Genomic DNA, 13,440 nt, shown 5'->3' with positions numbered 1-13,440 from the left:
GCCCGCGCACGGTATTTCCGGGCCGCCCCCCTCCGGCCCCGCCGGCGGGGCGGGCGCCCGCCCACGGAACCGTCAGGAGAACTGCGGGATGATCTCCTCCGCGAAGCGGAGCAGGGGTTCGTGGTCATAGGCGACCCGCGGAACGTAGACGATCACGTAGTCGGCGCCGGCCTCGACGATGCGCTCCAGCCTGGCGATGTTCTCGGCCTTCGACCGTGCCGGGTCGAGCTGGAAGCTGGTGGACTTCCGGATGCGGTCGTAGTCGCGGTCGAGCCTGTCGCAGTGCGCGCGCAGGACGGCCGCCTTCTGCTTGATGATCTCCGGGTCGCCGTTGCCGAAGTTGCAGCCGTCGGCGTACTTCGCGACCAGCTTGAGGGTCACCTTCTCGCCGCCGCCGCCCAGCCAGAACGACGGGTGCGGCTTGCGGACGCCCTTCGGCTCGTTGATCGGCCGGTCGATCCGGTAGTGCTTGCCCTCGAAGACCGGCCGCTCCTCGGTCCACATCTTGTGCACCACCTCGACCGCCTCACGGAAGGCGGCCATCCGCTCCGGGACCTCGGCCCACTCGTACCCGTAGGCCTTCCACTCGTGTTCGTACCACCCGGCGCCGAGACCCGCGTAGAGACGGCCGTGGCTCGCCACGTCCACAGTCGACGCGATCTTGGCGTAGAGGGCCGGGTGCCGGTAGCCGTTGCAGCCGACCATCTGGCCGATGTTGACCCGACTGGTGTCACGGGCCAGCGTGGACGTGACCGTCCAGGCCTCGAAGGTGGTGTTGACGGTCGGCTCGGGCACGGTGTGGAAGTGGTCGTAGACCCAGATCGAGTCCCATGGGCCGGCGTCGGCCACCTTCGCCACCGCCGTCATCGCCTCGTACTGCTCGACCGGGTCGGCGATCTCGACCAGGTCCATCCGCCAGCCCTGCGGCACGAAAACCCCGAAGCCAATGCTCATGGCCATAACCTACCGATCGAATGGGTTGGGTGCACGGCTCCGGGCATCTGCGGACGCCGATCGTGCGCGACGGCGCACGGCAGACTCGGCGGCACGGGATGACCCCGCAAACGCGGGGTCATCCGACACGAGCGTCGGCAGCGAAGCGCGACTGGGGCGGCGTACCGGGGCGGCTCGCTACCGGCTGGTGCTCCGCGTCGTATCGAGGGCCGCGGCTCAACCCTGTTCGAAAAATGTTAGCCGCCCGACCGGTGACGGCCGCCCACCTATCATCGATGCTCTTGATATGAAGACGATTCGCATCGGTGTCGTACTCACCGCCGCCCTCCTTCTCGTCGCCGCCACACCGGCCGCCGCGCCGGCAACCGCGGCCGCCGTGTCCGCTGTCCCCGCCGTCGATGTGCTGTCGTACAACGTGATGTTGCTGCCGCGGAGCCTGTATCCGAACTGGGGCCAGATGAAGCGGGCCGACCTGATCGCGGCCGCTCCCATCCTCTCCGGCCACGACGTCGTGGTCCTGCAGGAGATGTTCGACAACGGCGCGTCCGACCGGCTCAAAGCCGGCCTCGCCGGCCGATACCCCCACCAGACGCCGGTTCTGGGCCGGTCCCGGACCGGCTGGGACACCACCGCCGGAGCGTACGCCGACGTCACACCCGAGGACGGTGGCGTCGTCGTCGCCAGCCGCTGGCCGATCCTCGAGCGGATCCAGTACGTGTTCGCCGACGGCTGCGGCGCCGACCGCTTCTCCAACAAGGGCTTCGTGTACGTGCGGCTGACCGTCTCGGGCGCCACGGTGCACGTGGTGGGCACGCACGCTCAGGCCGACGACACCGCGTGTCCCGGTGGGAGCGGTGCGGCCACCCGGGCCCGGCAGTTCGCCGAGCTCGACGCGTTCCTCGACGCCCGCGCCATCCCGGCACACGAACAGGTCATCATCGCCGGTGACCTCAATGTCGACCGGCACGGCCCGGAGTGGGCCGCCGCACGCGCGAGCCTGGGTGTGGCCGAGCCGCGGTACGCCGGGCACCCGTACTCGTGGGATGCTCAGCTCAACGGGCTCGCCGACTACAACGACGACGCGGACACCCGGCAGCAGCTCGACCATGTGGTGCACCGCGACGGGCACGCCCGGCCCGCCGGCTGGACCAGCGAGACCCATCCGGTGACGTCGCCGCGGTGGTCGGTCACCAGCTGGTTCACCACGTACACGTATGACGACTACGCCGACCACTACCCGGTCGTCGGTCGCGCCTGAACGGAGTCCGCGCCCTTGTCGGCCAGCGCCGACATGCTGCCGCCCGGATGAGACCGCGTCGATTCGGGCCCTCGGGAGGACGGTCCCTCCGGTCACCGTCGGTCGTAGGTAGGGTCCCCGTCGCCGTAGTGCACGACCTCGGTGTCGATGACGGCGTCAGGCCCCAGGCCGCCGCCGAGACCCTCGTAGGGCTGCTCGAACGAGGCCGTGGCCGGCGCCCGCGTCAGCGCCAGGGTGGCGTGGACCTGGGCGAGCGCGACGATGTTGGTGAACCGTTCGAGTTCGGCCCGGCGCGGGCCGGATTCGCCGACGTCTCCGGCTTCGATGCCTGCGAAGAGCCTTTCGGCGTCGGCGACGAGCTTCTCGGCACGGGCGGCGTGCTGGTAGGGAGTCATGCTCGTCACTTTTAGCAGGTGCGTCCCGGTGTGCGCGAGGGCTTGCCGCCAAGTGGCCGTGCGGCGATGGGGCCGGCCTCGTCGAAGTACGCGGCGCGGACGCGCAGCAGCCAGTCCTCGACCACGGCCCGGTCGGGCTCCTCCGGCAGGACGGACGGCCCCTCGTCGAAGGCCGCCTCGTACCGGGCCATCGTGTCGCGTGCGTGGCCGACGTCGCCGGCCGCGACACGGTCGCCGAAGTCCCGGTAGCGCTGGGGGTTCTCGAGCCGGATCACGAGATCGCCGGTGGTGTACAGCTCGAGGCCCTGGGAACACAGCCTGAGCAGGTGGCGGGCGTGCTTCGCGGTGCGTTTGCGGGTGTCCGCGCTGAACGAGCCGTCGCCCCGGGCCTCCAGCCGGCGAAACTGCTGGGTGGCGTAGCCGAGGTAGGCGTCGCGGGTGCGTTTCGCGGACAGGAACGCGGCGCGGATGGCGATCAGTTCGTCGCCGAGAGGGTGGCGCACCTCGTACAGCTCGCCGGGCAGCCACATGAGCTCGGAGACGGTCGGGTTGCCGCCGAGCGCCAGGGCGCAGTATTTGCGGGCCTCGTGGAAGGTGGCGTCCGGCTTCGACGACACCACCGACTCGGTGGGCATGTCGAGGCCGTGCAGCGTGACGGTGGGGGTCGCGAACAGACCGAGCCGGTCGACGTCGGAGCCGGGGCCGGCCAGGCCGTAGGCGGTGGATCCGACGATCCCGGCGAGCAGCACGTTGTCGGGTTGGCGCATGGCGGACGTCCTTCGGGCTACACGATTCGGTGGCCCACAGCCCACCGCAACTGACCGCCGCTGTCGAGCGGTATACGACGGCCGGCGGCGGCGACAGCGAGAACGGGAACCGCGTCCGCGATCAATCCGTCCGTACGGTGATGTAGGTGATGCTGCGGACCGGCACGTGGGTCTCGCCGTACTCGTCGGTGAACGTGAGGACCGCGTTCGGGTCCCCGAGCCGAGCGACGATGTGGTCGGCGGCGGTGGGAGTGACGTGGAAGTCGCGGTGTTTGTCGGCACCGACGAACCTGACGCGGATGGCGGTCATCCGTGCAGTGTGGCCTCGTCGCGCCCCGCTCGCACCACGAGCGCCGGCCGGTGGCGCCGGTCCCCACGCCATCCGGCCCTGGGTGCCACTGATCCGCCATCCGGCCCTGGGTGCCACTGATCCCCAACGCTGATTCCCGCCGCCGGGTCCACCGGAGCGCGTCGGGCGGCCGCCGCCGTCGCGTTGGTGAGCGGCTCGCCGCCGCTGGCCCCCGCCCGGACTCCGGAGCAGAAAATCTTGGAAAGGGGTTGGCACTCGCCCGGAGGTAGTGCTAAAAAATTACTTGTCGGTGCTGGTCAGAGAGATCTGACACCGACCTCGGCGAGCATTGTCAGCCGAGCGCCACGAGCCGCCGGACCGTCCGGCTGCTTACTAGAGGAGGTTGATCGTGGTGCTGACTTTCGATCCTTTCCGCGAGTTCGACCGCCTGGCCGACAGGATGCTGAACGCCCCCGGCGTATCCGCCGCCGCCGCCGTGGCGATGCCGATGGACCTGTACCGGTCCGGTGAGCACTTCGTGCTCCACTGCGATCTGGCGGGCATCGATCCGGGCTCCATCAACGTCGACGTGGACGGCCGCGTCCTCACCATTCGTGCCGAGCGGTCCGCCCGCACCGATGCCGACGTCCAGTGGGTGCGCCGCGAACGCGTGACCGGCACCTTCGAGCGGCGTCTCACCCTCGGCGAGGGCCTCGACCTAGCCAAGATCGACGCCACCTGGAACGACGGCGTGCTCACCGTGACCATCCCGGTGGCCGAGACCGCCAAGCCGCGCCGCATCGAGATCGCCACCGGCCGCGCCCCGGCCCTCGCGCCGACGGAGCAGCAGACCATCGAGGGCGAATCGAAGCCGTCGCACCAGACCACGAGCTGACGCTCAGCTTCCAGGCGGTTCCTTCCCGAAGCCGGGCCGGCGGTTCGCCGGCTCGGCAACCCAGGGGCCGGCGGTGCGCCGGCCCCCCTTCAGCGGTCCGGCGCCGCGCCGGACCACACTTTCAAATGGGTCGGCGGTGCGTCGGCCTTTACTCCTTGAGCGGGCCGACGTCGGCTTTGGTCGTGCCTTGGGTGGGCTGGCGGTGCGCTGGCTCGCGCTTTGATTCGGGTCGGTGGTGCGTCGGCCTTTACTCCTTGAGCGGGCCGACGTCGGCTTTGGTCGTGCCTTGGGTGGGCTGGCGGTGCGCTGGCTCGCGCTTTGATTCGGGTCGGTGGTGCGTCGGCCTTCACTCCTTGAGCGAGCCGACGTCGGGTCTTGCTCATGCCTTGCGCGTGTTGTTCATGCCTTGCGGGGGCTGGTGATGCGCTGGCTCGCGCCTTGAACTGGGCTGACGGTGCGTCGGCCTTCACTCCTCGAGTGGGCCGACGTCGCGCCTTGCGCGGGCTGACGGTGCGCTGGCTCGCGCCATGAACGGGCCGGCGGTGCGTCGGCTGGGAACTCCCGCCGACCCGCGGCGCGGTGACCCGTTGCTGCGCCGCCCGGCGGAATCCTTCGGACACCCCGTCTGATTCGACCGGTCGTACGGCCGAGTTTCCGGCCTTGGCGGTGGTTGCCCGCGCCGTCGGTGATGGGGGAGGGTTGCGACCTTCTAACCGCTGGCCCTCCCGGAGATCACCTTGTTCGATCGCACGCCCGCCAACCGCTCGTTCCTGCGGGTGGCAACCGTCGCCGCGCTCGTCTTCATCGGCGCCGCCACGGTAGTCCTGAGTAGTTCTCCTGCCGGGTTCCTCGGCTCGCTCACGTCCGGCCTGCTGGCGGTCGCCTGGCTCACCGCCTGCTGCAGTCTCGCCGGCCTGGCGCTCGCCTCGATCCGCTACTGAGCTGGCAGGAAGCCCGCAGCCCGCGACCCGCACCCGCAGCCCGCGACCCGCACCCGCAGCCCGCGACCCGCGACCCGCACCCGCAGCCCGCAGCCCGCGACCCGCGGACGGCGGACAGCGGACAGCGGACAGCGGACAGCGCGAATCATGACGAGAAACGCAGACTGCGTCTGATACCGCGAACCGGGTTTGACGATGCATGCCGCATTGACGGCCCAGACATGTTGATGGAGCGGGTCCTGTTGACGGGCCGGACATGGTGATGGGCCCGGACATGTTGACGTGACGGGACATGTTGACGACTTGATTTGGGTTGATCCGAGCTGTGCACACGACGGAATCAATATTGAATCAACATTGACTGGGTCCATCCTGTCCGGACTCCGCCGGCACCGGGTGATCTGACGCCCTCAGGGGCGTCATAATGCCGCGATGGAATTCCAGCTCGCCGTGTCTTCGCCCGCGGACAGCCAGCCTTTCGAGCTCTGGGTGGAACCCGAGGGCATGTACTACGAGTTTCCGGCGGTGGGGCCGATCGTCCTGGCGTTCCGCGGCCCGGACGCGATGCGGGCCGAGTTGTCGTACCACCCGGACAAAGTGATCATTTGGAGACCTGCCGACACCGAGGTCTGGGCGACCCGCGAGAACGGTGACCGCGAGCAGATCGCCGGGTGGAAGGACATTCCGGCGCCGGGGCTCGACACGGCCGGCGCGCCGCTCGAGGCTCCGGTGCGCGGCCTGATCGAGAACCTCTTCCACGGCAACGGCGACGGCCGCGACAACGGCGACTCGCCCTGATACCGGCAGCCCACCGCTCTGACCACGACGCCGGCGGAAGCGGCGACGGCCCCGACCACGGCAACGGCCCCGGCTCGGGCCGGGGCCGTTGGGCGGTGAAGCGTCCTCCGCCGCGGGTCAGGAGCCCGGGGTTGAGACGGCGGGCCGGATCAGGAGCCCGGGGAAGAGGCGGCCGACTTCAGCAGCGGCACCCGCTCCCACACCCGGTGCCTGCCCAGCGCGGCAGCGATCTTCTCTGCGTCGGCGTCGAGCAGGATGCCCGGCGCCTTCACGTCGAGGCCCGCGTTGATCAGGGTCTGCTCGCCCTTGCCCCAGACCCCGATTGGTTTGGCGTGCCGGAACGCCTCCTGCAGCAGCACCATCATCTGCAGGTCGGTGGTGGCGGACGCGACGATGATCGCGTCGAACTCCACGGACCGCGCGGTCTGGAAGGTGCGTTCCACGCCGGGGCCGCCGACCGGCGCGATCACCCGCACCACGACGCCCTGCGCCTTGAGGGCCTTCTGCAGCGCGGCGGTCTCCTTGTCCGGGGCGCCGATGACGCCGACGACGCGGCCGGCGATCGGCCACACCCGGTCGGTGATCTGCGCCAGCGCGGGCGACGGCGTCACCTCGACCGGCGGCTTGCCTTCGGGCGCCGGAAGACCCAGGCCGGCCGCGACCTTCGCGGTCAGTTCGGCGTTCACGTTCGACAGGACCGACAGCATGCGTACGCGGATCGCCTGCTCGTAGCATTTGCTCAGCTCGAAGGTGAACGCCTCGACCATGTGGTCCTGCTCGATCGGGGTGAGGCTGGCGTAGAAGAGCGCCGCCTGCGTGTAGTGGTCGGCGAACGAGACCGGGTTGGCCCGCACCTTGTCACCGGCGACCGGCTTCGGCAGGTGCACGTATCCGCCGTTCTCCGGCCCGGCCGGCACCACCCCTTCCGGACCGCTGAGGCTGTTCGGCAGGTAGGGCGCGATGCCCCGGTGCACGACGCTCTGGTGCATGCCGTCGCGCAGGTTGTCGTTGACCGGCGCGTGCGGCCGGTTGATCGGCAGCTGGTTGAAGTTGGGCCCGCCGAGGCGGCTGAGCTGGGTGTCCAGGTAGGAGAACAGCCGGCCCTGCAGCAGCGGGTCGTTGGTGACCTCGATGCCGGGCACCAGGTTGCCGAGGTGGAACGCGATCTGCTCGGTCTCGGCGTGGAAGTTGTCCGTGTTCCGGTTGAGCACCAGCTTGCCGATCGGCTGCACCGGCGCCAGTTCCTCGGGCACGATCTTCGTCGGGTCGAGCAGGTCGATGCCCTGGAACGTCTCGTCGGCGGTGTCCGGCATCACCTGGATGCCGAGCTCGTACTCGTAGAACAGGCCGGCGTCGATCGAGTCGGTCAGGTCGCGCCGGTGGAAGTCGGGGTCGACGCCGGCGGTGAGCTGGGCCTCCTCCCACGCCAGGGAGTGCACCCCGGCCACCGGCTTCCAGTGGAACTTCACCAGCGACGTCTCGCCGTCCGCGTTGACCAGGCGGAACGTGTGCACCCCGAAGCCTTCCATGGTCCGGTACGAGCGCGGGACGGCCCGGTCGGACATGGCCCAGAACACGTGGTGCGTGGCCTCGGTGTGCAGCGACACGAAGTCCCAGAACGTGTCGTGCGCGGTCTGTGCCTGCGGGATCTCTCGGTCCGGGTGCCACTTCGCGGCATGGATGACGTCCGGGAACTTGATGGCGTCCTGGATGAAGAAGACCGGCATGTTGTTGCCGACCAGGTCGAAGTTGCCCTCGGCGGTGTAGAACTTCACGGCGAAGCCACGGGTGTCGCGCACCGTGTCGGCGGAGCCACGCGAGCCGAGCACCGTGGAGAACCGGGTGAACACCTCGGTCTCGCGGCCCTTCTCCGCCAGGAAACCGGCCTTGGTCACCGACGCCGCGTTCCCGTACGCCGTGAAGGTGCCGTAGGCGCCGGACCCTCGGGCGTGGACGACCCGTTCCGGGATCCGCTCGTGGTCGAAGTGGGTGATCTTCTCGCGCAGGTGGAAGTCTTCCAGCAGCACCGGCCCGCGCGGCCCGACCTTGAGGGAGTGGTCGGTGTCCGGAAGCCGGGCCCCCTGTCCGGTCGTCAGATAGTCGCCGGTCTGCAGTCCCCGTCCCGGTGCGAGGGACTCCTTGACCGGGCTGTTCTCCGCGGGTTCCTTCGTGGTAGGGCTGGGAACGGTCGGCTCCATGTCGGGTTTCCGTTTCTGTGCGTCGTTCGGTGAACGATTCGTCTGCATACCCCGACATTCGTCGTCAGAACGTGGGCAGCCGATACGGTTCCGGCATGGCCCTGCCGCAACTGCTCACCGCCCACGCCGGCCACTGGACCGGCGACGGCACCGGAGTCACCGTGATCCTGCCGCCGCCCGGCACGGTGGCCTCCGGTGAGGTGCGCGGCGGCGCCCCGGCCACCCGCGAGTTCGCCCTGCTCGAGCCGGGCCGGTTGGTCGAGCGGGTGGACGCGGTGGTGCTCTCCGGTGGTTCCGCCTTCGGCCTCGCGGCCGGCGACGGGGTGATGCGGCTGCTGCGCGAGCGCGGCCAGGGCTTCCCCACCGAGTTCGGGCCGGTCCCGATCGTCGTCGGCATGTCGGTCTTCGACGGCTCGGTCGCGACCACGCCGCCGGGTCCCGCTCAAGGCCGCGAGGCGGCTCTCGCGGCCTTGAGCGGGCAACCCTTCAGCACCGGTACGGTCGGGGCGGGCACCGGGGCCACCACGGGAAAATGGCGTGGTGGCGCGTCACCCGGCGGGCTGGGTCACGCCACCGGCCGGGTGGGCGACGCCACCATCGAGGTGGTGGTCGTGGTCAACGCCTGGGGCGACGTGCTCGGCGGCGACACCACCCCGGCGGAGCCGGTGAGCACGCCGTTCCCGATGCAGAACACCACGATCGCGGTGGTCCTCACCGACGCCCGGCTCAGCAAACTCGACTGCCACCTGCTCGCCCAGAGCGGCCACACCGGATTCGCCCGCGCCCTGCACCCGGCCCACTCCCGTTACGACGGCGACGCCGTGGTGGCTCTGTCCACCGGCGACGCCGACGCCGACCTCGACCTGCTGCGCGCGGCCACCACCGAGGTGATGGCCGCGGCGATCCACGGCGCGGTCAGGCCTTCGTGACCGCCACCTGCAGCTCGGTGACCCAGTCGTCCCGGTTCTCCGGGCACTCCAGGGTGACCTCCCGCGCGTAACCGGCCGCGCGGTACCCGTTCGCGTCGATCCACCGAGTCAGGGCCTGCTCGGTCGGCAGGATGGCGTCCATCGACCCGTGGTGCACGATCGTCGCGGCCTCCTCGATCGCGGGCAGGTCCCGTACCACGACATCGCCCGAACCCGGACCGGCGGAGACCGCGATCGCGGCATGGACGGTGATCCCGCCGTCCGCCGCGTCCTCGTAGTAGGCGACGCCCGGCCCGGTGGGCTTCACCCCGGCCGCCCCGAGCCGCTGGAACAGCTCGTCGTAGAGCGGGTTGATGACCGGGCCGATGTCCTGCGGCTGGTAGCTCGCCGCGACCGCGGTCAGCTCGGCGACCCGGACCGGCGGGATGCGCTTGAGGACTACGTCGTTGCTGGGCATGTGCCCCTCGCTCTCGATCGCTCGGAGCCGCGCCTCGACCTGCGCCAGCCGGGCGGTCGACGCGGTCACGGCCGCCGCCAGCTCGGCCCGGCGCAACCGCAGCATCCCCCGCAGTTCCTCGGTGCCCAGCGCGCCGCCGACGATGTCGTGCACCTGCTGGAGCGTGAATCCGAGGTCCTTCAGAGCGATGATCCGGTTGAGCCGGGCCAGCTGGACGGCGGTGTAGTGCCGGTAGCCGGTGGCCGGGTCGACGTGGGCCGGCCGCAGCAGCCCGATGGCGTCGTAGTGACGCAACATCCGGACCGACACGCGACCGTGGCGGGCGAAGTCTCCGATGCTGAACATGATGGCTCCGAGTTCACTGCCTGACACGGTGTGAGAGTCAAGATCTGGTAAGCCTGGGGGATGTTGGTTGATTTTGCCGCGCCGGTCGCGGCCACACCGGCCGAGGCGGAGACCGCGGCGGTGTCGGCGGAGCAGGTCGGTTATGACGGTTTCAACGCGGCCGAGACCAGGCACGACGTCTTCACGACGCTCACTCTGGTGGCCCGGGCCACCGGCCAGATCTCGCTGCAGTCGGCGATCGCGGTGGCGTTCGCCCGTAACCCGATGAACGTGGCGGTGCTCGCCAACGACCTTCAGTTGATCAGTGAGGGCCGGTTCCGGCTGGGCCTCGGCTCGCAGGTCAAGCCGCACATCGAGCGGCGGTTCGCGATGCCGTGGAGCAGCCCGGCCGCGCGGATGGAGGAGTTCGTCGGCGCGGTGCGGGCGATCTGGCACTCGTGGGCGACGGGGGAGCGGCTGATGTTCCGCGGCGCTTTCTACAGGCACACGCTGATGACCGAGTTCTTCGACCCGGGGCCCAACCCGTTCGGCAATCCGACGATTCAGCTGGCCGCGGTGGGGGAGCGGATGGTGGCGACCGCCGGGCGCGTCGCCGACGGGCTGCTCGTGCACCCGCTGACCAGCCTGGCCTATCTCGGCGAGCGGATAATCCCCGCGGTACGGGAGGCCCGCGGCGGGACCCTGGACGGATTCCATCTCCAGATGAGTCCGATGGTCGTCCTCGGCGCCGAGCCGGCGGACCGGCGCAAGGCCGAGCGGGCGGTCCGCGGGCAGATCGCGTTCTACGCCTCGACGCCCGCTTACCGGCCGGTGCTCGACCTGCACGGCTGGGGTGAGCTGGCCGACCGCCTCACCGCGTTGTCGCGCCGGCAATCGTGGGACGAGATGGCCGACGCCGTCACCGACGACATGCTGGACGCCTTCGCGGTGGCCGGCGACCCCGCTTCGGTGGCCGCCGGCCTGCGGGAGAGATTCGGTTCCACGATCGATCGGATCTCGTTCTACACGCCGTACGAGGCGGACCGGTATCAGCTCGCCGCCGTGCGGTCGGCGATCCGGACCTCCGCCTTGTCGGGGTAGAAGGCGACGTGATCCTTGATCGGGGCGACCGCGTCGTAGGGGTCCAGATATCCCCACACGGCGTCCGGCGCGTCCGGGAGGGACCAGTAACTCGCCTCGCCCTTGTAGGGACAGTAGGTCTGGGTGGCGGTGGGCGAGATCAGCGCCGGGTCGACGTCGGCGAGCGGCACGTACTGCACCGGTGGGTAGCTCGCCTCCTGCAGGGTCAGGGCGTTCGCCGTGTCGGCGACCACCCGCCCGCCGGCGGTGACGATGACCCTTCCGCCGGTCGGTGTGATCGTGATCGGATGATCGGGGCCGGGTTGCAACCGTGGTTTGGCCATGTGAGAAAGCCTAACGTCGTCGGGCGCCGTCGAGACCGTGACAGACGCCGGAACCGGGCGCGGCGGCTCCCGGAGAGCCGCCGCGGCGGGCGGAGGTCTCAGCTCTTGAGGACCGCCGCGACGGCGTCGGACAGCGGGGTGGTCGGGCGGCCGATCAGGCGGGCCAGGGTGCCGGATGCGTCGTCCAGGTGCCCGTCACGGATCTTGACGTCGGTGTCGGCGAGCAGCGCCGCGAAGTCCGCGGGCACGCCGGCGCCGGCCAGCGCGGCCCGGTAGTCCGCTTCCGGCAGGTCGGTGTAGACGACCGGGCTGCCGGACTGCCGGGCCACCTCGGCGGCCAGTTCGGCCAGAGTGAACGGCTCGTCACCGGCCAGTTCGTAGACCCCGGGCTCGCCGCCGGCCAGCACGGCGGCGGCCGCCTCGGCGAAGTCGGCGCGGGTCGCGGCGGCGATCCGGCCCGCCCCGGCGCTGCCGTACAGAGCGCCCTGGCTCACCGCGGCGCCGAGCGCGCCCGCGTAGTTCTCGATGTACCAGCCGTTGCGCAGGAACGCGTAGGGAATCCCGCTGCTCCTGATGATCTCCTCGGTGGCCAGGTGCTCGGGCGCCAGCCCGATCGGCGAGGTGTCGGCCCGCAGGATGCTGGTGTAGGCCAGGAACCCGACGCCCGCCTGCTTCGCGGCCTCGACCACCGCGGTGTGCTGCGCGATCCGCTGCCCGACCGCGTTGCCGGAGACCAGCAGCAGACGGTCGACTCCGGCGAAGGCGGCGGCCAGAGTCTCCGGGCGGTCGTAGTCGGCCACGCGCACCTGGATTCCCTGGGGCAGCAGACCGGCGGCCTTGGCGGTGTCGCGGACCCCCGCGACGATCTCACCGGGAGCGGTGCCGCGAGCGATCAGCGCCTCGACGACGAGACGGCCCAGGTGTCCGGTGGCTCCGGTGACGGCGATGGTCATGTCAGCTCCAGTTGCTATCGGTAAGCGGTGACCAAAGGATTGCACTAACTTTTAGAAAGCGCAAACCCCGAGATAGTGCTGGTATCGTGACCGGCGTGGATGACGAGCTGGCCGCCAGTGTGTTCGCGCGCGACTGCGCCTCCCGTGGCGTCCTGACCGACGTCACCGGCCGCTGGGGCGGTCTGGCTCTGGCCGCGCTGCACGACGGGGCGTTCCGGTTCAACGCGCTGCGCCGCCGGGTCGACGGGGTGAGCGAGAAGATGCTGGCCCAGACGTTGCAGGCGCTCGAACGCGACGGACTGGTCCGCCGCGAGGTGCAGGCCACCATCCCGCCGCGGGTGGAGTACAGCCTCACCGACCTCGGCGCACGGGTCGCCGCCAAGTTCGTCGAGCTGATCGAGCTGGTCGAGGGTGAGATCGGCACGGTTCGCGAGGCGCAGGCGGCGTACGACCGGGCCCATTGATAGGTTCTCGGCGTGACCAGCGACGCCCCGATCCAGACCGACGTCCCGCCGACCGGGCCCGGCTGCTCCGACTGCCTCGGCAGCGGTGGCTGGTGGTTCCACCTGCGGCGGTGCGCCCAGTGCGGCCACGTCGGCTGTTGTGACAGCTCCCCGTCGCAGCACGCCACCGCGCACTGGAAGCAGACCGGTCACCCGGTCGTCCAGTCCTACGAGCCGGGCGAGGACTGGTTCTGGGATTACCGCACCGAGCAGGCCGGCACCGGGCCCGCGCTCGCCCCGCCCGCCAGCCACCCGGCCGACCAGCCCGCGCCCGGACCGGCCGGAGCCGTCCCGTCCGACTGGACCCGCCGTCTGAACCGCTGAAACGTCCGACCACAGCTCTCGCCGCACTGTT

At 70.4% G+C, this 13,440-nt stretch carries 16 protein-coding genes; 8 read left to right on the top strand and 8 right to left on the bottom strand.

Going from position 1 to position 13,440, the window contains the following annotated elements:
* Nucleotides 1-72: 72 nt before the first annotated feature.
* Entirely contained in the window at nt 73-954 is an 882-nt protein-coding gene (locus tag QLQ12_RS19770) for an LLM class F420-dependent oxidoreductase (protein WP_282761685.1), read from the bottom strand.
* Between the two features lie 286 nt (nt 955-1,240).
* Here QLQ12_RS19770 and sph point away from each other — a divergent pair, with 286 nt between their 5' ends.
* Nucleotides 1,241-2,212: a sphingomyelin phosphodiesterase gene (gene sph / locus QLQ12_RS19765; protein ID WP_282761684.1), complete on the top strand. Its 972-nt coding sequence runs from the start codon at nt 1,241-1,243 to the stop codon at nt 2,210-2,212.
* A 92-nt stretch (nt 2,213-2,304) separates the two neighbouring features.
* Here sph and QLQ12_RS19760 read toward each other — a convergent pair whose 3' ends face one another.
* The 3 genes from QLQ12_RS19760 to QLQ12_RS19750 form a co-directional block, all read right to left on the bottom strand.
* Nucleotides 2,305-2,607, bottom strand: coding sequence for a hypothetical protein (locus QLQ12_RS19760; protein ID WP_282761683.1), 303 nt, complete (start codon nt 2,605-2,607; stop codon nt 2,305-2,307).
* An 11-nt stretch (nt 2,608-2,618) separates the two neighbouring features.
* Nucleotides 2,619-3,374: a nucleotidyltransferase domain-containing protein gene (locus tag QLQ12_RS19755; RefSeq protein ID WP_282761682.1), complete on the bottom strand. Its 756-nt coding sequence runs from the start codon at nt 3,372-3,374 to the stop codon at nt 2,619-2,621.
* 121 nt (nt 3,375-3,495) lie between these two features.
* Nucleotides 3,496-3,684, bottom strand: coding sequence for a hypothetical protein (locus tag QLQ12_RS19750; protein WP_282761681.1), 189 nt, complete (start codon nt 3,682-3,684; stop codon nt 3,496-3,498).
* Between the two features lie 388 nt (nt 3,685-4,072).
* On the opposite strand from QLQ12_RS19750, the gene QLQ12_RS19745 reads away from it, so the two are divergent.
* From QLQ12_RS19745 to QLQ12_RS19735, 3 genes are all read left to right on the top strand, one after another.
* Nucleotides 4,073-4,558, top strand: coding sequence for an Hsp20/alpha crystallin family protein (locus QLQ12_RS19745; RefSeq protein ID WP_282761680.1), 486 nt, complete (start codon nt 4,073-4,075; stop codon nt 4,556-4,558).
* A 737-nt stretch (nt 4,559-5,295) separates the two neighbouring features.
* Entirely contained in the window at nt 5,296-5,499 is a 204-nt protein-coding gene (locus tag QLQ12_RS19740; RefSeq protein WP_282761679.1) for a hypothetical protein, read from the top strand.
* A gap of 432 nt (nt 5,500-5,931) precedes the next feature.
* Nucleotides 5,932-6,297: a hypothetical protein gene (locus QLQ12_RS19735; RefSeq protein ID WP_282761678.1), complete on the top strand. Its 366-nt coding sequence runs from the start codon at nt 5,932-5,934 to the stop codon at nt 6,295-6,297.
* Nucleotides 6,298-6,446: 149 nt separating this feature from the next.
* Here the strand turns inward: QLQ12_RS19735 and QLQ12_RS19730 are convergent, their stop codons facing one another.
* The gene (locus tag QLQ12_RS19730) at nt 6,447-8,495 is read right to left on the bottom strand and encodes a catalase (RefSeq protein WP_282761677.1); all 2,049 of its coding nucleotides are present in this window, start codon (nt 8,493-8,495) and stop codon (nt 6,447-6,449) included.
* Nucleotides 8,496-8,590: 95 nt separating this feature from the next.
* On the opposite strand from QLQ12_RS19730, the gene QLQ12_RS19725 reads away from it, so the two are divergent.
* Complete coding sequence (locus tag QLQ12_RS19725; protein WP_282761676.1) at nt 8,591-9,424, top strand: P1 family peptidase; 834 nt, start codon at nt 8,591-8,593, stop codon at nt 9,422-9,424.
* Here QLQ12_RS19725 and QLQ12_RS19720 read toward each other — a convergent pair.
* Nucleotides 9,411-10,226: a MerR family transcriptional regulator gene (locus QLQ12_RS19720; RefSeq protein WP_282761675.1), complete on the bottom strand. Its 816-nt coding sequence runs from the start codon at nt 10,224-10,226 to the stop codon at nt 9,411-9,413. The two genes, QLQ12_RS19725 and QLQ12_RS19720, sit on opposite strands and share 14 nt — an antisense overlap.
* A 60-nt stretch (nt 10,227-10,286) precedes the next feature.
* On the opposite strand from QLQ12_RS19720, the gene QLQ12_RS19715 reads away from it, so the two are divergent.
* Nucleotides 10,287-11,306, top strand: a complete 1,020-nt coding sequence (locus QLQ12_RS19715; RefSeq protein WP_282761674.1) for a TIGR03617 family F420-dependent LLM class oxidoreductase — start codon at nt 10,287-10,289, stop codon at nt 11,304-11,306.
* Here QLQ12_RS19715 and QLQ12_RS19710 read toward each other — a convergent pair.
* Nucleotides 11,255-11,629, bottom strand: a complete 375-nt coding sequence (locus QLQ12_RS19710; protein WP_282761673.1) for a DUF427 domain-containing protein — start codon at nt 11,627-11,629, stop codon at nt 11,255-11,257. The two genes, QLQ12_RS19715 and QLQ12_RS19710, sit on opposite strands and share 52 nt — an antisense overlap.
* 98 nt (nt 11,630-11,727) lie before the next feature.
* Nucleotides 11,728-12,582, bottom strand: coding sequence for an SDR family oxidoreductase (locus QLQ12_RS19705; protein ID WP_282761672.1), 855 nt, complete (start codon nt 12,580-12,582; stop codon nt 11,728-11,730).
* Nucleotides 12,583-12,677: 95 nt separating this feature from the next.
* Here QLQ12_RS19705 and QLQ12_RS19700 point away from each other — a divergent pair, with 95 nt between their 5' ends.
* Both QLQ12_RS19700 and QLQ12_RS19695 read left to right on the top strand, forming a co-directional pair.
* Nucleotides 12,678-13,046 carry a winged helix-turn-helix transcriptional regulator gene (locus tag QLQ12_RS19700; RefSeq protein ID WP_282761671.1) on the top strand — a complete coding sequence of 123 codons (369 nt, stop codon included), beginning with the start codon at nt 12,678-12,680 and terminating at the stop codon, nt 13,044-13,046.
* Nucleotides 13,047-13,058: 12 nt separating this feature from the next.
* Nucleotides 13,059-13,409 (top strand): UBP-type zinc finger domain-containing protein, encoded by a 351-nt coding sequence (locus QLQ12_RS19695; protein ID WP_282761670.1) that lies wholly within the window; start codon nt 13,059-13,061, stop codon nt 13,407-13,409.
* Nucleotides 13,410-13,440 lie beyond the last annotated feature (31 nt).

Origin of the sequence: Actinoplanes sandaracinus, assembly GCF_030009775.1 — a bacterium.
Taxonomy (GTDB): Bacteria; Actinomycetota; Actinomycetes; order Mycobacteriales; family Micromonosporaceae; genus Actinoplanes; species Actinoplanes sandaracinus.
The sequence above is the reverse complement of the archived record's forward strand: the minus strand, read 5'-3'. Positions and strand labels throughout refer to the sequence as shown.

What these genes read in the sequence shown, in the direction of transcription:
- QLQ12_RS19770 (WP_282761685.1), bottom strand. Translation starts at nt 954, where the DNA reads ATGAGCATTGGCTTCGGGGTTTTCGTGCCGCAGGGCTGGCGGATGGAC.
- sph (WP_282761684.1), top strand. Translation starts at nt 1,241, where the DNA reads ATGAAGACGATTCGCATCGGTGTCGTACTCACCGCCGCCCTCCTTCTC.
- QLQ12_RS19760 (WP_282761683.1), bottom strand. Translation starts at nt 2,607, where the DNA reads ATGACTCCCTACCAGCACGCCGCCCGTGCCGAGAAGCTCGTCGCCGAC.
- QLQ12_RS19755 (WP_282761682.1), bottom strand. Translation starts at nt 3,374, where the DNA reads ATGCGCCAACCCGACAACGTGCTGCTCGCCGGGATCGTCGGATCCACC.
- QLQ12_RS19750 (WP_282761681.1), bottom strand. Translation starts at nt 3,684, where the DNA reads ATGACCGCCATCCGCGTCAGGTTCGTCGGTGCCGACAAACACCGCGAC.
- QLQ12_RS19735 (WP_282761678.1), top strand. Translation starts at nt 5,932, where the DNA reads ATGGAATTCCAGCTCGCCGTGTCTTCGCCCGCGGACAGCCAGCCTTTC.
- QLQ12_RS19730 (WP_282761677.1), bottom strand. Translation starts at nt 8,495, where the DNA reads ATGGAGCCGACCGTTCCCAGCCCTACCACGAAGGAACCCGCGGAGAAC.
- QLQ12_RS19725 (WP_282761676.1), top strand. Translation starts at nt 8,591, where the DNA reads ATGGCCCTGCCGCAACTGCTCACCGCCCACGCCGGCCACTGGACCGGC.
- QLQ12_RS19720 (WP_282761675.1), bottom strand. Translation starts at nt 10,226, where the DNA reads ATGTTCAGCATCGGAGACTTCGCCCGCCACGGTCGCGTGTCGGTCCGG.
- QLQ12_RS19715 (WP_282761674.1), top strand. Translation starts at nt 10,287, where the DNA reads ATGTTGGTTGATTTTGCCGCGCCGGTCGCGGCCACACCGGCCGAGGCG.
- QLQ12_RS19710 (WP_282761673.1), bottom strand. Translation starts at nt 11,629, where the DNA reads ATGGCCAAACCACGGTTGCAACCCGGCCCCGATCATCCGATCACGATC.
- QLQ12_RS19705 (WP_282761672.1), bottom strand. Translation starts at nt 12,582, where the DNA reads ATGACCATCGCCGTCACCGGAGCCACCGGACACCTGGGCCGTCTCGTC.